Here is a 17522-nt window from a genome sequence, read left to right on the forward strand (position 1 = left end):
CAATTTAAACTGGATTGGCGCAGGTGGCTTTGCTATACTATCGCCCCGTCTTGATTCTATTTAATCCATTTCCTGATATCTTAGGGTTCGCATGAGTACAAAATTTATCTTCGTTACGGGCGGGGTGGTTTCCTCGTTGGGTAAAGGTATTGCCGCAGCGTCTTTGGCCGCAATTTTAGAAGCACGTGGCTTAAAGGTGACCATCTTAAAGCTGGATCCTTATATCAACGTTGACCCGGGCACTATGAGTCCGATTCAACACGGTGAAGTGTTTGTTACCGAAGACGGGGCTGAAACAGACCTTGACCTAGGTCACTACGAGCGCTTTATCCGCACCAAAATGACCAGCCGCAACAACTTCACTCAAGGACGCGTATACGAAGATGTGTTGCGCCGTGAGCGCCGAGGTGAGTACCTAGGCGCCACCATTCAGGTTATTCCACATATCACTAATGATATTAAACGCCGCGTAATTGAAGGTGCCGAAGGGCATGATGTGGCCATCGTGGAAATCGGCGGCACGGTTGGTGATATTGAATCACAACCTTTCCTAGAAGCAATCCGTCAGCTTGGTACCGAGCTTGGACGTGAAAATGCGCTGTTCATGCACTTAACGCTAGTGCCTTTCTTAGGCCCGGCAGGAGAAGTGAAAACCAAGCCTACGCAGCACTCGGTGAAAGAGCTTCGTTCTATCGGTATTCAGCCTGATGTGCTGGTGTGCCGTTCGGCGTGTAAATTGCCAGCCAACGAGCGCGCTAAAATAGCGCTATTCACTAATGTCGAAGAAAAAGCAGTTATCTCACTGCAAGACGTCGACAGCATTTACAAAATTCCGGCGTTATTAAAGTCGCAAGATTTAGACAATATTATTTGTCGCCGTTTTTACTTAGATTGCCCAGAAGCGGATCTGTCTGAGTGGGAACAAGTCCTGTATCAAGAGTCGAACCCAACAGGGGAAGTGACCATAGGTATGGTCGGTAAGTATATTGAGCTTCCTGATGCTTATAAATCAGTGAATGAAGCCCTTAAACATGCCGGTTTGAAGAATCGCTTAACTGTTAATATCCAGTATGTTGACTCCCAGGATATTGAGAGCAAAGGCGTTGAATTACTGCACGGCTTAGACGCTATCCTCGTACCGGGTGGCTTTGGCGGCCGAGGTATTGAAGGCAAAATCCGCACAGCGCAATATGCTCGTGAAAACAAGGTACCTTACTTAGGTATTTGTTTAGGGATGCAAGTCGCATTGATTGAATATGCACGTAACGTTGCTGGCCTAGAAGGGGCAAACTCAACCGAATTTGATGCTGGCTCTGCGCATCCGGTGGTTGGCCTTATCACTGAGTGGCTGGATAAAGATGGCAACGTAGAAATGCGTGATGAAGACTCTGATTTAGGCGGCACTATGCGTTTAGGCGCGCAGTTATGTCACCTTAAAGAGGGTTCAAAAGTACGCGAGGTGTACGGCAGTGACCAAGTGGTTGAGCGTCACCGCCACCGCTACGAAGTAAACAACAATTATGTTGAACAACTTGAGCAAGCGGGTCTGAAATTCACCGGTCTCTCCGAAGATAAAAAGCTGGTGGAAATCATCGAAAATGAAGATCATCCATGGTTTATTGCGGCGCAATTCCACCCGGAATTCACTTCAACACCACGCGATGGTCACCCACTATTTGAAGGTTTCGTGGCAGCAGCAAACAGCTTCCAGAAACAATCTTCGTAATTGTCAGATAAAGCCGTGCTCATGCACGGCTTTTTCGTTTTACACTTGGGACAAGAGGAATCAAGCAAGATGTCAGAAATTGTTAAAGTGATCGGCCGTGAAGTGATGGACTCACGAGGTAACCCCACTGTTGAAGCTGAGGTTCACTTAGCCAGTGGTGCATGGGGTCGTGCCTGTGCTCCTTCAGGTGCATCAACCGGTACGCGAGAAGCATTGGAGCTGCGCGACGGCGACAAAGCACGTTACCTAGGCAAAGGTGTGCTAACCGCTGTCGGTTACGTAAACAACGAAATTGCCACCGCATTAAAAGGTCAAAATGCCCTTGAACAACGCGCTATAGATGCGGTGATGTTAGAGCTAGATGGCACTGAAAACAAAGAAAAACTAGGTGCAAACGCGATTTTGGCTGTGTCTTTAGCGAATGCTAAAGCAGCCGCTCAAGAAAAGGGCGTAGAGCTATTCGAACATATCGCTGATATCAATGGCACCTCAGGTAACTACTCTATGCCTGTGCCAATGATGAACATTCTTAACGGTGGTGAACACGCCGATAACAACGTTGATATCCAAGAGTTTATGGTTCAGCCAGTAGGCGCGTCTAGCTTCCGTGAAGCGCTGCGCATGGGCGCGGAAATTTTCCATAGCTTGAAAAAAGTACTCAGTGCTCGTGGATTAAATACGGCAGTGGGTGATGAAGGTGGTTTTGCCCCTGATCTGAAGTCGAACGAAGAAGCTCTGGAAGTGATCGCTGAAGCGGTTAAAGCTGCCGGTTATGAGCTCAACAAAGACGTGACCTTAGCGCTTGATTGTGCTGCGTCAGAGTTTTACCACGATGGTAAATATGACCTTAAAGGCGAAGGCAAAGAGTTTGATTCTGCTGGATTTGCAGATTTCTTGGCTGACTTGGCAGCGCGCTATCCAATCATCTCTATTGAAGATGGCTTGGATGAGAGTGACTGGGACGGCTGGAAAATTCTGACTGACAAAATTGGCGATAAGGTGCAATTGGTCGGCGATGATTTATTCGTAACAAACACGAAAATCTTAAAGCGCGGTATTGATGAAAGCATTGGTAACTCGATTCTTATCAAGTTTAACCAAATTGGCTCTCTGTCTGAAACCTTGGATGCGATCAAAATGGCGCAAGATGCGGGGTTCACAGCGGTTATTTCACACCGCAGTGGTGAAACTGAAGACGCCACCATCGCTGATTTGGCAGTAGGCACAGCAGCCGGTCAAATTAAGACGGGTTCATTGTGTCGCTCTGACCGTGTCGCTAAGTACAACCAGTTGCTACGCATTGAGCAGCAACTGGGCGATAAAGCGGTATATAAAGGCCGCTCGGAAATCAAAGGTCAATAACCAGTTGTTGAACAAAAAAACCGCAGCTCAGCTGCGGTTTTTTTATTTCTGGTATTACCAAGCACTTAAAAGCTGGGCTTGTGGTTAAATAGCACCACTAATACGAGGGTTATTGAAGGCTGTTGGTTGTACCGCGATTGAGCTCACGTTTTACGTAATCTTGACCTGCTTTTTCTTGTGCTGCTTTTTCTTCAGCAGTCATACAGACGCGCTTGGGTATGTTCGAGCCAGTCGGCCTTTTTAACTCACATATTAGGCCGTCATTATTAGCGGTTTGTCCTTCATTAGCTTGCCCAGCGCAACCACTTAATAGCACCACTGCACATCCTGCCAAAAGCAATCCTAATTTCATTATTATCTCCTTAATAGTCCGTTAGCCCTCTTTTGGGACCACCTTCATGTTATAAGGGAATTACTTTTCAGTTGCCAGTAAAGTAAGTGTTATTAATTGTTTTTAATAGTTAAATTAACCTTTTGTTGATGTTGTTTACCTTTCATTGTTGTGTCACTATGAGTCTAAATCGGAACAGTCGCTGTATCTGCATTGGTAACGCTCAAGGAGGGCTGGGTGACAGTACTTTATTTTCTCGGATGTCCAGAATTAGACACGCTTAATACCGATGAACGTAGTCAGGTCGTGGAACAGGCCTATAAAGAGTTTCGGGCAGTGCACCCGGTAAAATGGGCGATACGCTGGTCGTTAATTGTCTTGGCGCTATTACCCTCGGTGATACTTGGCGTGTTGATTGGCACTGAGGCTGCGCTCGCCAGTGCAGTGATAGCTATGGTGCTACTGCATATTGTTATTGCAGAGAAAGAGAGCACCTTAGCCCGCCATTATTTGCATCAGCATTTCAGCGAGCTCTGTGCGAAAGTGTTGCTTAAGTACTAAAACTGATGTTGCTAGGCATCAATCACCTTACTTTGACGGTGCATGATTTGCGGCGCTCGTTACAGTTTTACTCCGAGCTGCTATGTTTCACTCCGTTAGTGCGTTGGCGTCAAGGTGCTTACCTGCAAAACCAAGAACTGTGGCTATGCCTTAATGTTGGCCGACCCCAACCAGCGCAAGATTACTCCCATATTGCTCTAACGGTGGAGCCAAGTCGCTTTTGTGAATTGCAACAGCGATTAACCGCCGCGGATGTGTGTTTTTGGCAGGAAAATAGCAGTGAAGGAAACTCTTTGTATTTTCTAGACCCTGATGGTCATAAGTTAGAAGCGCATGTTGGCGATTTAGGTAGTCGATTGGCAGCGATAGCGCAAAAGCCCTACGAACAATTGCATTGGTATCCACAAGGGCAGGCAGTGATAAAAGACTATGATTGATACCCAAAGCGGCGCTAGTCAGACCTCCACATACCGGGTTTATAAGGCGAAATGGTTGGCTAGAATCTGTCTCGTAAAATGGGTTTTAAGGTAAAAGCCACGGGGCAGAGTTTGAATTGTTTTTCCTTGTGGGCCAATGGCGTCGGTTAACGCTTGGCTGTTTGCTGCTTTAGGACGCAGTTGCAATACGTCGCCATAATGGCCGTTGAGCGTTTCTATTTTCCCCAATGCAATCAGCTCGGTGAGCTCCTCCCAATCACGTTTAAGTTGTGCAAACTGTTGCTCATTGGGACGCCACAAAAAGCCACTGCCAATGACTCTGTCGATTACCGCGATATCACGTTCGGCCAGTATTGGCAGCCACAGTACGTGATTAAGCTTCTTGTACACTGTGCTTTGTTCAAAGGTTAGTCCTTGCAGATTGGTTAAGGGGGCGACACTGACAAAGGTTGTCTCCAGTGGCAAACCTTTTTGCGAGATGGGCAGAGTTTTCAGTTCGACACCTAATGACACAAAGTCGGGTTCGGGCAGTGAGCCAGCACTGGCTCCTAACGCAAGTTCAATAAGCTGACCAACCCAGCCTTTTTCACGCAGCAAGTCTTGCGGTGTTTTAAAGCCAAGCTCACCTGCCAATTGTCCCAGCGTTTTACCTGCTATAGCATCGACCCGTTGTTGCAGTTGACTAAGGGTTTGTGGCGGTGCGTTCATGTCTTTGTCTCTATAGTATTTCAATCGCTATGTTAGCAAACTCTTGCGTAGTGGAGAATGTGTCACCTTACTATCTCGGCTAAGTATTGCTAGTAAGTGCCTTAGTTGGTGTTATTTTGAACATGTTTTCAATGGTTAAAATAACATCGCTTTATAAGTCCTCGTCAAAAAATAACATTATGAAAAATAAAGATTTTTTCCATTAAGTCTCTCGGGGTTTAATAATATGCTGTTGTTTTAATCCACAAAATACAGTCCTATAAACACATTTATCCACAGAATCTGTGGAGAAACATCTTTTTATGATCATCAATTGTGGATTTGTTCTATTTTTACCCTTGTTTTTTAAAAGTTATGCACAACTTGTGAGTAAGTTGGTGTTTAGTGCGAATAATATTTGCTGTGCTTTAGGGATTATGGAACAATCGATAAAAATCGACTTACAAATGAGGCACTAAGGTGATTGATGCCGAAGGTTTTCGTGCCAATGTCGGAATCGTAATTTGTAATAACCAAGGCCAAGTCTTTTGGGCTCGTCGTTACGGACAGCATTCTTGGCAATTCCCGCAAGGTGGCGTAGACGATGGGGAAACGCCCGAGCAAACCATGTATCGTGAATTACACGAGGAGGTTGGCTTACTCCCTGAAGATGTAGAGATACTGGCAAGTTCTAGACATTGGTTACGTTATAAGTTACCGAAGCGGTTGATCCGCAGAGATTCCACACCTGTGTGTATTGGCCAAAAACAAAAATGGTTCTTGCTAAAATTAAAGTGCAAAGATGAAGACGTGGATTTACTTAAAACTCACCACCCTGAGTTTGATGACTGGCGTTGGGTGAGTTATTGGTATCCTGTACGTCAGGTCGTGGCCTTTAAGCGCGACGTATACCGCCGGGTAATGAAAGAGTTTGCGCCGGTTGCCATGCCTTTTAATCGCAAGGAGTCACAGCCGCAAGGGCAGTGGCGCCAACGCCGATAGGAGAACACCATGTTAGCCACCATGCGCACCATCGTAGAGCAAGTTGCTCAGCAACCGAGTTTGGAAAGCGCATTGGTGGTATTTGTATCGCAAGTTAAAAAAGCGATGCGCACCGAGTGTTGCTCAATTTACTTCGCTGATTACAGTAAAGATAACTTCGTCTTAATGGCCACCGACGGTCTCAATCCTGGTGCTGTGGGTCAGTTTCGAGTCGGCTTTACTGAAGGCTTGGTGGGCTTAGTGGCACAGCGTGAAGAGCCTATCAATTTGGCTTATGCCAAATCGCACCCGCGCTTTGTCACCTCCGATTTGGTGCAAGAAGATCAGTACAATGCCTTTCTTTCTGTACCTATTGTGCATCAGCGTCGCGTGCTTGGTGTTATTGTCGTGCAGCAGCAGGCGGCGCGTGTATTCAGTGAAGATGAAGAGTCATTTTTAATTACTCTTTCCGCCCAGCTAGCGCCTCAGTTGGCCGACGCACAACTGCAAACCTTGCTCAACCAAGATGGGCAAAGCCAGCGCTCCACAACTCTTAAAGGCATATCTGGATCGCCGGGTATCGCTTCAGGGCAGGCCTATGTGGTGTTGCCTAAGGTTGACTTTTCGTCGGTTGAAATGCGCAAAGAGCCTAACAAACTCAAACAAAAGCAGCTATTTTTCCAGGCGGTAGCCGCCACTCATAAGGAGTTCAGCACCCTGGCAGCGTCGATGCAAGGGCACCTTCCCGATGAGGCTGTGGCCGTCTTTGAAGTGTATTTACAGCTTCTTGATGCGAAGAGCCTAGGACGCGATGTTGAATTAGAAATAGCCGACGGTTGGTGCGCCAAAAGTGCCTTGAAGCGGGTTATTGAGCGTCTAGTGCAGCAATTTAATGCCATGCAAGACCCTTATATAAAGGAGCGCGCCGTTGATGTTAAAGACATTGGTTTACGGGTTCTACACCACCTATTAAATACCGAGAAGGCCACCAAGGTGTATCCAGACGATACAATTTTGGTGGCGCACACGTTAACCCCAGCTATGCTAGCTCAGGTCCCCAAAGAAAAACTCAAAGGGGTGGTCAGTGTCCATGGTGCGGCGAACTCCCATGCCTCTATTCTTACCAAGGCGATGAACATTCCCACCGTGTGGGGCATCAATGATATTCCTCTATTGCAGTTTGACCAAAAGGAATTGATTGTTGATGCTTATGCGGGGCGCGTCTACTTATGTCCTAGCGAGGCTCTTAAACAAGAGTACGAGCAAGTACAGCATCACGACGCTAAATTACATGACCAGTTTGAGTCTGAGCACCATCTTGAGGCGAAAACCGCAGATGGTAAAAGCATCGACTTACTGCTTAACGCTGGCTTGGATTTAGGCAGTGAGCTCAATAGTGCCCGATATTGCGATGGTGTTGGGCTGTACCGCACCGAGTCATGGTTTATGCAAAAGGGAACGTTTCCGTCTCAGCATGAGCAAGAGGTGTGGTACCGCCAAGTACTCAGCAGCTACCACCCTGCGCCAGTTACTATGCGTACATTGGACATTGGCGGCGATAAGGCGCTGGATTATTTCGATATTGACGAGGAAAACCCGTTCTTAGGGTGGCGCGGTATTCGCGTAAGTTTAGATCATCCGGAGCTTTTCCTCGATCAACTGAAAGCCATGATCAAGGCCAATACTGGCTTAGGTAATCTACGTATTATGTTGCCGATGATAAGTGATATCGGGGAGGTCGATGACGCGTCTGCGCTGATGGAACGCGCTTATTATGAGTTGCAACAAGATGCACCGGATCAATTCAGCTATATTGATAAGCCGCTAGTGGGAGTGATGATTGAGGTGCCCTCGAGCATGTATTTAATCAAGGAGTTGGCGGCCAAAGTTGATTTTTGTTCGGTGGGCAGCAACGATTTAACTCAGTATCTGTTAGCTGTGGATAGAGCTAATTCCAGAGTGGCTGGGCTTTTTGATCCTTATCATCCTGCAGTTTTACGAGCCTTAAACGGTATTGCCCAGCAATGCCAAAACGCCAACTTTCCGTTTAGCCTATGTGGTGAACTTGCCGGTGAGCCCGAAGGCGCGGTGCTCCTTATTGCTATGGGGTTTGACAGTCTAAGTATGAACTTCAGCTCGTTACACAAAGTGAAATGGGTGATCCGCCGTGTCGGCTTGGCCGCGTGTGAGGTGTTATTGCATCAATGTTTGGCTGCTTCCAGCGCAAAGAAAGTGCACCGCTTAGTACGTGAGTTTATGCTCGAAAACCACCTAGGCGCGCTTCTTTATACGCAAAAAGAGTGATCAATAAGTGGTCGTGAAATTGCCTTTATAACCTGATATATTAGCGCTATAAGAAAAGTTTATAAGAAGGGCGGTATGGCTGACCTGATATGGCTATTTTTGCTATGCACAGTGCTTGGCAGCGTAGTAGGCTTTTTAGCTGGATTACTGGGAATAGGAGGCGGCTTACTTATTGTCCCGGCGCTTTCGGCGTTATTGGTGCACTTTCATGTCACGGATGTTGAGCACGTGTTAGTGATTGCCATTGCTACCTCCTTGGCTTCGATTTTATTTACCTCCACCTCTTCTGCTTTGGCGCATCATCGTAATCAAAATGTCCCCTGGCAAGTTGCACCCTGGGTGCTTGTGGGCGTTTCTCTAGGCGCCCTGATAAGCGGCTTTATGGCGAGTTATATACCTCAACAAGGATTGAAAACCATATTTGCTGTCTGTGTGATGTTCATTGCAATGCGTATGATTGTTTCTACGCGCAGAGTGATGAAGACTCGGGCCATGCCTAAAGGTCCTGTGGTTGCTGCTAGTACCTCGGTACTTGGAGCCATATCCGGGTTAATCGGTATTGGTGGCGGGGCGCTTGTGGTGCCGCTTTTAAATTATTTTTCTGTGGATATGAAAAAGGCCATTGGCTGTGCCGCAGTCAGTGGCATAGCCATTGCGCTGTTTGGCTGCTTGGGTTACATTGCCTCCGGGTGGCAAGTGAAGAGTTTAAGCGATGGCTTCTTGGGCTTTGTGTATTTACCTGCTTTAGCGGGGATTGTTGTCACCTCCTGGTTCACTGCTCCTTTTGGCGCGCGAGCAACGCATTTTTTACCAGTATCGCAAATTAAGAAAATCTTCGCCGTGCTATTGGTGGTGATCGCTTTGCGAATGGTGTTTAGTTAGGCATTGGAATTTATGGCTTTAGAGTTTCCGCAAATCGATCCCATTATTTTTGAAGTGGGTCCGGTCGCTGTACGTTGGTATGGCTTGATGTATTTAATTGGCTTTGCTTTCGCTCTGTGGCTGGCAAACCGGCAAGCGGCGAAACCTGGTTCAGGGTGGAGCAAAGAGCAGGTAAGCGATCTGCTGTTTTACGGCATGCTCGGTGTGATCCTCGGCGGGCGTATTGGCTATGTGCTGTTTTATCAGTTTAGCTATTTCCTCGAAAACCCATTGTATTTACTGCGTATTGACCAAGGTGGAATGTCCTTTCACGGAGGCACCCTCGGCGTGATCGCGGCGATTGTGTGGTTCGCTAAAGCCAAAGGTAAGTCTATTCTTGCGGTGGGTGATTTTGTGGTGCCTTTGGTGCCGCTGGGGTTGCTGGCCGGACGCATTGGTAACTTTATCAATGGCGAGCTTTGGGGGCGCGCATCTGATGTGCCTTGGGCTATGGTATTTCCTACTGGCGGGCCTGAGCCAAGACACCCTTCACAATTATACGAGGCATTTTTTGAAGGCCTCGTGCTGTTTCTTATTTTGCAGTGGTTTATACGCAAGCCACGCCCAGCAGGCAGTGTCGCCGGATTGTTTTTACTCGGTTACGGGGTATTCCGTTTTGCCATTGAGTACTTCCGTGAACCTGACGCTCATTTAGGCCTGTTTGCAGACTTTATTTCCATGGGGCAAATTTTATCCTTGCCAATGATTATCGTGGGTGCTGGGCTGATGTATTGGGCATACCAGCATAACAACAGCACAGAGAAACACGGTTCACAACAACCAAGCTAATACTATGAAGCAATATTTAGATTTAATGCGCCATGTGAAAGAGCATGGCACCAAAAAAGAAGACCGGACCGGTACCGGCACCCTGAGTGTATTCGGCTATCAAATGCGCTTTAATTTGCAAGAAGGGTTTCCCTTGGTGACCACCAAGAAGTGTCATTTGCGCTCGATTATTCACGAGTTGTTGTGGTTTCTTAAGGGCGATACCAATATTGGTTATCTTAACGATAATGGCGTGCGCATTTGGGATGGTTGGGCCACGGCAGAAGGTGAGCTGGGCCCAGTGTATGGCAAACAATGGCGCAGCTGGGAAGGTCCTAATGGTGAAGTGATTGACCAGATTAAGGACGTGGTCGAGCAAATTAAAACTAATCCAGATTCACGACGGTTAATTGTGAGTGCCTGGAATCCAGCATTGTTGCCAGACACTCAGTTTAGCCCTAGCGAAAATGCCGCTAAGGGCAAGCAAGCACTGCCGCCGTGTCACACGCTATTCCAATTCTATGTGCTTGATGGCAAGCTGAGTTGTCAGCTATATCAACGTAGTGCAGATATTTTCTTAGGTGTGCCGTTTAATATTGCCAGCTATGCATTACTGACCATGATGATAGCGCAAGTATGCGATTTAGAATTAGGCGACTTTGTCCATACCTTTGGCGATGCGCACTTGTACTTGAACCACTTACAGCAGGTGGATGAACAGCTTGGGCGTGAACCGTTTGCCAAACCGACCATGAAGATTAACCCTGAAGTGAAAGATATCTTTTCTTTTAGCTTTGATGACTTTGAGCTGGTGGATTACCAGTGCCATCCTCATATCAAGGCGCCTGTTGCTATTTAATCTAGCCTCAGGTTATTGCTGGCACCTTTATTGCAGGCACATTAAGTAATATTCATAAATGTGTTTCGATGAGGGTGTCATGCGACTCTTAATCACGATTTTGCTAGCGGCGCTGGTGACGGCTTGTGCGCCTTCACAACGCATAGAAATTGTGCCCCGCGTCGGTGAATACCGACCTGTACAAGAAAATACTATTCACCAATATAGTGTCCGTCTTGCCAATAATATGACAGCGGCGCTGCAAAGCATTGCTCCGGGTGCCAAAGTCGCAGTCGGCACCTTTTTGCCGCCCCAGTCTTTAACGCTCAAGCAAATGACACCTCAGCAACACCAGATAGCCCTACAACTTCAAGAGAGTTTTATCACCCTCTACAATCAAATGGGGTTCTCTGTGGTTGAATATCGAACCCGTAATAGCATTGCTTTGCGTGACGGCGGAGATGTTATGTTGAGCCGTGAGGTAGGGCAGTTAGCAGCCCGTCATGGCATCGACTTTTTTGTTACCGGGACTATGACCCCACAGCAAGATGCTTATGTGGTCAATGTGCGCATGATTAACATCAGTAATAATGAGGTGGTCGCGGCGGCGACGGACTATTTACCTAATAATGTGTTAACTAGTGCCGATAAAGTACATATGCAAAATGGCCATATTGAGCGCCGCGCTTATTAACGAGGAAAGACTATGAACACTCCCGCAATTTCAGGGCTTTTATCGCTGACCTTAGCTGTAGCTGGTTGTGCCAGTATGAACCAATGGACCGCGCATGAAGATGAAGTGAAGCGCCAAGCCATTGATGAATATGAAAGTGCCCATCAGCAGGTTAAAGTGATTGGCGCCTCAGAGCAATCCGTGGCTGGTAATACAGCCCAGTATCAAGGCCTTAACAATCCTCTCAAAGTACATTCCAGCCGCCAAAGTTACGCGAAACATTCTGTGAAAAACATTAACCATTATGTGCGCGGATTGATGCAAGATATGATGAGTAACATTGACGCCAGCGCACAAAACCAGGTTATGGCAGTATCAAGCTTCGTCTACTTAGATACCGACTACCAGCAGGGCACATTATTGGGCAATCAATTGGCAGAGAGCTTTATGCATGAGTTGCATGAATTTGGGGTACCTGTAGTGGATTACAAGACCACTGATTACATTCGTGTAACCCCTGATGGCGACTTCGCTTATAGCCGTGACTTTTTAGAGTTGCAGCAAGAACATCCGATGCGCTTAGTTTTAGCGGGCACGCTGGTGAAACACCAAGGCGGAGTCTTAGTGAATGCGCGGATTGTTAGCGTCAATTCGAAAATGGTCATTGCCAGCTCTCAAGGTTTGATCCCCAACGATGTAGTAAACGCGTTATTGAGTAATGCCAGTTATAATGGTGTGGAGCTCAGCCAAGCGAATTAGTTATAAAGTTTTTAGCCCTGGCGCCGATAACCGACTATATGGCTTAAGTGGGTAACAACAATGATAAAGCGTTTTCTTATTGGCGCCATGGTAACAACCATGGCCATGGCTGCATGGGCTCAAAGTGAGCCAAGCAAGGTCGAGATAAACCCTCTGTATATCAGTGTTGATAGAGGGTTTAACAATGCTCACCACAAACACCTAGGGGATTACACTCAACAATTGGCATTGAAACTCAGTGATACCATGGCGACACAACATGTCAGCCATATTGCAGTGACCAGTTTCGTTGACTTTGATCATCGCCTTGATAACGCTGGCGCCCTTGGTAACCAGTTAGCCGAAGGGTTAATGACAGACCTGCAACAATTTGGTTTTGCAACGGTCGAGCACAAGCTTAAACGCGCTATTTCTGTTCAACCATCCGGTGACTTTGCCCTTTCTCGTCATGCCAGCGAGTTGGCTGAGTCGGTGGGTGTAGACCATGTTCTCACCGGTACACTGGTGTACCGCCCCAATGGTGTAGTGATTAATGCTCGAGTGATCAGTAGTCAGGATCAAGTCATTAAAGCCAGCGCCCGCCAGTTTATTCCTTACTTCGTCTTAGACGACCTATTGCCGCATGGTTAATAGCTCAGCGTTTGTGCTTTAAGCTATTGCTATTTAAGGTGAAGTTATTTGATAATAGAGGCCAGTGGCCTCTTAGTTAAATGGATATAACAACCCCCTCCTAAGGGGTAGTTGCAGGTTCGATTCCTGCAGGGGCTGCCAGTTTATCCACATCGACCTATCCCCATAAAAGCAATTTTTTTTCGTGTTAAAGACAGTACTTAGCAGATAAATACGATAACGGTCTTGCGATGCGTGCTTAGGTACCCATGCCTCTGAGTCGTGGACTCAGAGGCCGAAACAGGTATTACTAGGCGCCAGGGCCGCACTCTATACAGTGTCTAATAATATCAGGACCAAACTTTAGCTTGGCGTTAACGTTTCGTAGCGCCGTGCGCACGCCTTCCTCTATGACTGGGTGGTAAAATGGCATCTCTAACATTTGTGGTACAGTCATTTTGTTTTGCACCGCCCAGGCAAGCAAGTGAGCGATATGCTCGGCTGCAGGGCCTATCATTTCGGCGCCCAAAAATAGGCCGCTGCCTTGCTCTGCGTAAACTCTTAACATCCCTTTATTTTTTAACATAACGCGGCTGCGTCCTTGGTTTTCAAAGCTTACTTCGCCAATTTCATAGCAGCCACAATCACCAAAGCGTTTACTTACTTGCTGATATGACTCGCCAACCATCGCAATTTGTGGGTCGCTAAATACAGCCGCAATTGGCGCTCGACGTAAGCCATTACGCACATCAGGGTAGCGTCCTGCATTGTGCCCTGCGATAGTGCCTTGATCCGTAGCTTCATGTAGCAGCGGCACCATATTACTGGCATCTCCGGCAATAAATATGTTGCTGTCCCCGCATTGCATAGTGTATTCATCGGCAATGGGGACTCCTCGCTCATCAAGCTCTAGTGATGTATTTGTCAATGCTAGCTTATCGACGTTGGGTTTGCGGCCCGTGGCGGCAAGCACGTAGTCGAACTGTTCGTTGTGTTGTTGTCCATGATCGTCGGTATAAGTGAATAGAGCTTTATCGCCGACTTGTCGCATATTTGTCACTTGAGCATCGGCGTCTACGAAAAACTCTTCAGCGAAGGTGGTGGCGGCATAATCTTTTAAGACTGGATCGCTTAGCGGGCCAATTGCTCCGCCAACGCCGAATAACTTTACGCGTACCCCTAAACGATGCAATGCTTGGCCGAGCTCTAAACCAATAACGCCAGGGCCAAAAACAGCCACAGACTCGGGTAAGTCTTGCCAGTCAAAAACCTCATCGTTGACAATTAAGCGCTCGCCAAAGTTGTTAAACGCTTCTGGGTAACTAGGTCGGGAGCCGGTGGCGATAACGACACGCTTGGCTTCAATTAACGTATGATCAGCGACTTGAACTTGATGATCATTAATAAATTGTGCGTGGCCAATCAGACGGTCTTGCGGGTCGATATCTTCGACTGCATCAATTACAAAGCCAACAAAGCGATCACGTTCGCTGCGCACGCGATGCATCACTGCCTGACCATCAATAATAGGGGCTTGGGTATTAATACCGAAACGGTTCGCTGTGTGCACACTGTGGGCTGCTTCTGCAGCGGCGATCAAGAGTTTGCTGGGCATGCAGCCAACTCGCGCACAAGTTGTCCCGTAATGGCCTGCCTCAATCAAGAGTACCTTATTGGTATGTTCTTTCGCGCTGCGATAAGCACTTAGGCCGGCTGAGCCTGCGCCAATGACTAAAACATCAGTGCTCACTTTATTCATAGCAGTGTCCTTATAAAAAAGGGCCCGCAGGCCCTTAAAATGAATTAGTTGTTGGTGAAGTAAAGGGAAAGCTCATCAGAGCCACCGATATGTTGCCCACCAATAAATATTTGCGGTACCGTATCTCTACCGGATATTGCTTTTAAGCTGGTAAGCGACGCTTGACTACCCAACACAATTTCCTCAAAAGCAAGACCTTGCTGCGTAAGCATTGCTTTCGCTTTGGTACAAAACGGGCATCCCGGCTTTGTAATAATGCTTACCGGCTGAGGCTTACTTTGTTTGGGGTTAATATAATCAAGCATAGTATCTGCATCCGACACCTCAAAAGGGTCGCCTGGTTTTTGTGGCTCGATAAACATCTTCTCGACCACGCCGTCTTTTACGAGCATGGAGTAGCGCCAGCTACGTTTACCAAAACCTAGGTCGTTCTTGTCAACCAGCATGCCCATGCCGTCAGTGAACTCGCCGTTACCGTCAGGGAGTAAGGTAATATTGTCGGCTTCTTGGTGCTCAGCCCACGCATTCATAACAAATGTATCGTTTACCGAGACGCAGACAATGTCATCTACGCCATTTTGTTTTAGTACACCTGCAAGCTCGTTGTAGCGGGGTAAGTGTGTTGACGAGCAGGTTGGTGTAAACGCACCGGGCAATGAGAAAACCACGACCGTCTTACCTGAAAAGATATCGTCTGAGGTAAGTTGTTGCCATTGCTCGCCTTTACGCACTGCAAATGTCACCTGAGGAATTCGTTGGCCTTCGCTGTTGTTTAATGTTGTCATACTGATAATCTCCTTTCGATGTGTTGGGTACAGTGTGACAAAAGCGAATTGATTTGTATATCAGTAAGAATTGATGACTTTGATTGTTAAAATCGAACGCTGAACGTATCTTGATTTTAAATGTTACGTAGGGGAGTGCTGAACCAAAGCTATTGGCTCAGCAACACTAAATCATTCAGTTGAATATTCGCCAGTGGCCGTTTACCAATATTAGTGGCAACGGCACTGTGTTGGTAAAGCTGATTCACTTCTACACGGTGTAAGGTAGTTACCTGACGTGGCAAACGTTTGCCTGCATAGGTGGTGAGGTTGCTGCTATGCGCCAAAGTGAGTTGCTGACCCATCACTAAGCCGTTGGCTTTACCTAAGTTGACAACTACTTGGTCACCATCAATATGCTGAATTAATCCACGGGTGGGTAGGCAGCGCAGCTCATTGTTAAGGTCAAACATCACTTTCTCACTGAGCGCAGTAATTGCTCGTCCGTATTGGCTTTGCCAAAAAGTGCCACTGTTTACATCGATACGAGCGGTTTTTTCAAATTGCCAAGGCCCTTGAGTTTGATAGGCTTTTTGCCATATTTTTTCAAAGCTCAAGGCATCGAATAACGCAAACTCTACATTAAAATAGCGGTTATAGCTTTCGTCCTGCCAAAATGCATAATCATTATTTAATTGCTTGCCAGTGGAAATATCGGTGATTTGCGAAAGTAACACGTACTGACTGTTACTTTTGTCGCGAATATATTCCAGTACATTTTCATCATACTGAAATTGCTGTGTAAAGAAGGGGCTAACATCCACCGCTTCTTTAAAATAAGGAATAGGCAGCATTGCTAGTTGCGTTTGGCTCATAATTGCGTAGAGCTGCTTAGTAAAAGCTGGGGCCACGTCAAATATTTGACCATAACGAGCTTGCTGTGGATTATCCAATGCCGTGCGTGTGAGAGCAAAGTGGCTAACAAAGTCTTGTTCAGGGCATTGCTGTGGGTTATCTAACACTTCAATTTGCATGGTGACACTGATCATGCCATCACTTTGTTGCTCTTCGAGCAGCTGCATTTGTTGTACTTGACCATGTGCTTGCAAAGAAAGGTGATCTTGAGTGAGCACGCCGTTAGTCAAGGTCTGCACACTGGATAGCTCCAGCCCTGAATATAATAACGCCTGTTTTATGGCGTCGCTGACCGCGTTGGCGCGTGCTGTTTCAGTATCTCCATCCTCTAAAGTCGCAACCCCTGTGGTTTGCAACCATTGGGCGCTGACACTCGGGCTTATTAGTGCAATCATCAGTGCGCACATAGATGCCAAATATCGCATAGTTATCCCACCTAAAAATGTTCTTACAACAAAGACAGCAAAGAACATACCAACTCCCCTGTAATAGTGGCATTTATCGTGCATACTACTGAGCATAGGTTTAGAGACAATCAGTGTGGAGCAAAACATGCTACGAATGATGATACTGCTGATAAGCACATGGAGCATGCTCGGTTGCAGCAGCGTGTTTGATAAGCACGTTGAATACACCATAGAGCAGCCCGACAATTATCCGATTTTACGTGCGATTGGTTATGCACCTATCGCCCCACAGCCCGGTGAAAGCGCCCAGCAAAAATCGCTGATGGCGATGAAAGCTTCAAAGATAGAAGCTTACCGGGAGTTGGCGGAGCAGGTTTATGGCCAGCAAATGCAAGGGCAAACCACCGTTGCCAATGCCATTGCCGGAGATGATGTACTGCAAGCGCGGGTTCAAGGGGTGATCCGAGGGGCTCGAGTTAAACGCAGTTATGTTGTTGGCGACAGTTATGCGACTGAATTAGAACTGGATATGAAGCTAGTACACGATCTTTACATTACTCAGAGTAAACCTCGCAAGGTAAAAAAGGTCACTTACTACTGAGGTGCTTGCTGATATACAACACTGCCCCAAGTGTACGCCTGTGCGCTTGGGTTTTATCTTTTCTTGCCTTTATACACCTGCATTTTTGCTTTAATTTTTAATATCAAACTTATTCTAAG

The 17522-nt window shown here is 46.9% G+C and carries 18 protein-coding genes and 1 tRNA gene; 14 read left to right on the plus strand and 5 right to left on the minus strand.

The window, feature by feature from the left end:
- Positions 1-91: 91 nt before the first annotated feature.
- Together W04_RS10110 and eno are read left to right on the plus strand one after the other, a co-directional pair.
- Positions 92-1726 carry a CTP synthase gene (locus W04_RS10110; RefSeq protein ID WP_053910734.1) on the plus strand — a complete coding sequence of 545 codons (1635 nt, stop codon included), beginning with the start codon at positions 92-94 and terminating at the stop codon, positions 1724-1726.
- Between the two features lie 69 nt (positions 1727-1795).
- Entirely contained in the window at positions 1796-3088 is a 1293-nt protein-coding gene (gene eno, locus W04_RS10115; protein WP_045978620.1) for a phosphopyruvate hydratase, read from the plus strand.
- A 109-nt stretch (positions 3089-3197) separates the two neighbouring features.
- Here the strand turns inward: eno and W04_RS10120 are convergent, their stop codons facing one another.
- Entirely contained in the window at positions 3198-3440 is a 243-nt protein-coding gene (locus W04_RS10120) for a hypothetical protein (protein WP_022944088.1), read from the minus strand.
- Between the two features lie 216 nt (positions 3441-3656).
- On the opposite strand from W04_RS10120, the gene W04_RS10125 reads away from it, so the two are divergent.
- Entirely contained in the window at positions 3657-3980 is a 324-nt protein-coding gene (locus tag W04_RS10125; RefSeq protein ID WP_053910735.1) for a hypothetical protein, read from the plus strand.
- A gap of 5 nt (positions 3981-3985) precedes the next feature.
- On the plus strand, positions 3986-4417 hold the full coding sequence (locus tag W04_RS10130) for a fosfomycin resistance glutathione transferase (protein ID WP_053910736.1): 432 nt from the start codon (positions 3986-3988) through the stop codon (positions 4415-4417).
- A gap of 39 nt (positions 4418-4456) precedes the next feature.
- On the opposite strand, the gene mutH is transcribed toward W04_RS10130, so the two are convergent.
- Positions 4457-5125, minus strand: a complete 669-nt coding sequence (mutH, locus tag W04_RS10135; protein WP_053910737.1) for a DNA mismatch repair endonuclease MutH — start codon at positions 5123-5125, stop codon at positions 4457-4459.
- 459 nt (positions 5126-5584) lie between these two features.
- On the opposite strand from mutH, the gene rppH reads away from it, so the two are divergent.
- The 9 genes from rppH (at position 5585) to W04_RS10180 (ending at position 13119) form a co-directional block, all read left to right on the plus strand.
- A complete protein-coding gene (gene rppH, locus W04_RS10140; RefSeq protein ID WP_022944084.1) occupies positions 5585-6106 on the plus strand; it encodes an RNA pyrophosphohydrolase in 522 nt (173 codons plus the stop codon).
- Between the two features lie 9 nt (positions 6107-6115).
- Positions 6116-8389 (plus strand): phosphoenolpyruvate--protein phosphotransferase, encoded by a 2274-nt coding sequence (ptsP, locus tag W04_RS10145; protein ID WP_053910738.1) that lies wholly within the window; start codon positions 6116-6118, stop codon positions 8387-8389.
- Positions 8390-8464: 75 nt separating this feature from the next.
- On the plus strand, positions 8465-9271 hold the full coding sequence (locus W04_RS10150) for a sulfite exporter TauE/SafE family protein (RefSeq protein WP_022944082.1): 807 nt from the start codon (positions 8465-8467) through the stop codon (positions 9269-9271).
- Positions 9272-9283: 12 nt separating this feature from the next.
- On the plus strand, positions 9284-10099 hold the full coding sequence (gene lgt, locus W04_RS10155; protein WP_053910739.1) for a prolipoprotein diacylglyceryl transferase: 816 nt from the start codon (positions 9284-9286) through the stop codon (positions 10097-10099).
- A gap of 4 nt (positions 10100-10103) precedes the next feature.
- A complete protein-coding gene (locus W04_RS10160) occupies positions 10104-10937 on the plus strand; it encodes a thymidylate synthase (protein WP_022944080.1) in 834 nt (277 codons plus the stop codon).
- A gap of 79 nt (positions 10938-11016) precedes the next feature.
- The gene (locus W04_RS10165) at positions 11017-11610 is read left to right on the plus strand and encodes a FlgO family outer membrane protein (RefSeq protein WP_151172377.1); all 594 of its coding nucleotides are present in this window, start codon (positions 11017-11019) and stop codon (positions 11608-11610) included.
- Positions 11611-11622: 12 nt separating this feature from the next.
- Positions 11623-12348, plus strand: coding sequence for a FlgO family outer membrane protein (locus tag W04_RS10170; protein WP_053910741.1), 726 nt, complete (start codon positions 11623-11625; stop codon positions 12346-12348).
- Positions 12349-12408: 60 nt separating this feature from the next.
- Complete coding sequence (locus W04_RS10175) at positions 12409-12978, plus strand: FlgO family outer membrane protein (RefSeq protein WP_053910742.1); 570 nt, start codon at positions 12409-12411, stop codon at positions 12976-12978.
- Between the two features lie 66 nt (positions 12979-13044).
- A tRNA-Arg gene (locus tag W04_RS10180) sits at positions 13045-13119 on the plus strand.
- Positions 13120-13267: 148 nt separating this feature from the next.
- Here the strand turns inward: W04_RS10180 and W04_RS10185 are convergent.
- From W04_RS10185 to W04_RS10195, 3 genes are all read right to left on the minus strand, one after another.
- Positions 13268-14716, minus strand: a complete 1449-nt coding sequence (locus W04_RS10185; protein WP_053910743.1) for a dihydrolipoyl dehydrogenase — start codon at positions 14714-14716, stop codon at positions 13268-13270.
- A gap of 44 nt (positions 14717-14760) precedes the next feature.
- Positions 14761-15501 carry a glutathione peroxidase gene (locus W04_RS10190; RefSeq protein WP_053910744.1) on the minus strand — a complete coding sequence of 247 codons (741 nt, stop codon included), beginning with the start codon at positions 15499-15501 and terminating at the stop codon, positions 14761-14763.
- A gap of 149 nt (positions 15502-15650) precedes the next feature.
- Positions 15651-16820: a flagellar assembly protein T N-terminal domain-containing protein gene (locus W04_RS10195; protein ID WP_053910745.1), complete on the minus strand. Its 1170-nt coding sequence runs from the start codon at positions 16818-16820 to the stop codon at positions 15651-15653.
- A gap of 127 nt (positions 16821-16947) precedes the next feature.
- Between W04_RS10195 and W04_RS10200 the strand changes: the two genes are divergently transcribed.
- A complete protein-coding gene (locus W04_RS10200; protein WP_045978622.1) occupies positions 16948-17403 on the plus strand; it encodes an LPP20 family lipoprotein in 456 nt (151 codons plus the stop codon).
- Positions 17404-17522: the final 119 nt, after the last annotated feature.

The sequence above is a fragment of the Pseudoalteromonas sp. SW0106-04 genome (assembly GCF_001293805.1).
GTDB classification, from domain to species: domain Bacteria; phylum Pseudomonadota; class Gammaproteobacteria; order Enterobacterales; family Alteromonadaceae; genus Pseudoalteromonas; species Pseudoalteromonas ruthenica.

Coding starts and splice junctions, on each gene's coding strand:
- W04_RS10110 (WP_053910734.1), top strand. CDS start 92: ATGAGTACAAAATTTATCTTCGTTACGGGCGGGGTGGTTTCCTCGTTG.
- eno (WP_045978620.1), top strand. CDS start 1,796: ATGTCAGAAATTGTTAAAGTGATCGGCCGTGAAGTGATGGACTCACGA.
- W04_RS10120 (WP_022944088.1), bottom strand. CDS start 3,440: ATGAAATTAGGATTGCTTTTGGCAGGATGTGCAGTGGTGCTATTAAGT.
- W04_RS10130 (WP_053910736.1), top strand. CDS start 3,986: ATGTTGCTAGGCATCAATCACCTTACTTTGACGGTGCATGATTTGCGG.
- mutH (WP_053910737.1), bottom strand. CDS start 5,125: ATGAACGCACCGCCACAAACCCTTAGTCAACTGCAACAACGGGTCGAT.
- ptsP (WP_053910738.1), top strand. CDS start 6,116: ATGTTAGCCACCATGCGCACCATCGTAGAGCAAGTTGCTCAGCAACCG.
- W04_RS10150 (WP_022944082.1), top strand. CDS start 8,465: ATGGCTGACCTGATATGGCTATTTTTGCTATGCACAGTGCTTGGCAGC.
- lgt (WP_053910739.1), top strand. CDS start 9,284: ATGGCTTTAGAGTTTCCGCAAATCGATCCCATTATTTTTGAAGTGGGT.
- W04_RS10160 (WP_022944080.1), top strand. CDS start 10,104: ATGAAGCAATATTTAGATTTAATGCGCCATGTGAAAGAGCATGGCACC.
- W04_RS10165 (WP_151172377.1), top strand. CDS start 11,017: ATGCGACTCTTAATCACGATTTTGCTAGCGGCGCTGGTGACGGCTTGT.
- W04_RS10170 (WP_053910741.1), top strand. CDS start 11,623: ATGAACACTCCCGCAATTTCAGGGCTTTTATCGCTGACCTTAGCTGTA.
- W04_RS10175 (WP_053910742.1), top strand. CDS start 12,409: ATGATAAAGCGTTTTCTTATTGGCGCCATGGTAACAACCATGGCCATG.
- W04_RS10185 (WP_053910743.1), bottom strand. CDS start 14,716: ATGAATAAAGTGAGCACTGATGTTTTAGTCATTGGCGCAGGCTCAGCC.
- W04_RS10190 (WP_053910744.1), bottom strand. CDS start 15,501: ATGACAACATTAAACAACAGCGAAGGCCAACGAATTCCTCAGGTGACA.
- W04_RS10195 (WP_053910745.1), bottom strand. CDS start 16,820: ATGCGATATTTGGCATCTATGTGCGCACTGATGATTGCACTAATAAGC.
- W04_RS10200 (WP_045978622.1), top strand. CDS start 16,948: ATGCTACGAATGATGATACTGCTGATAAGCACATGGAGCATGCTCGGT.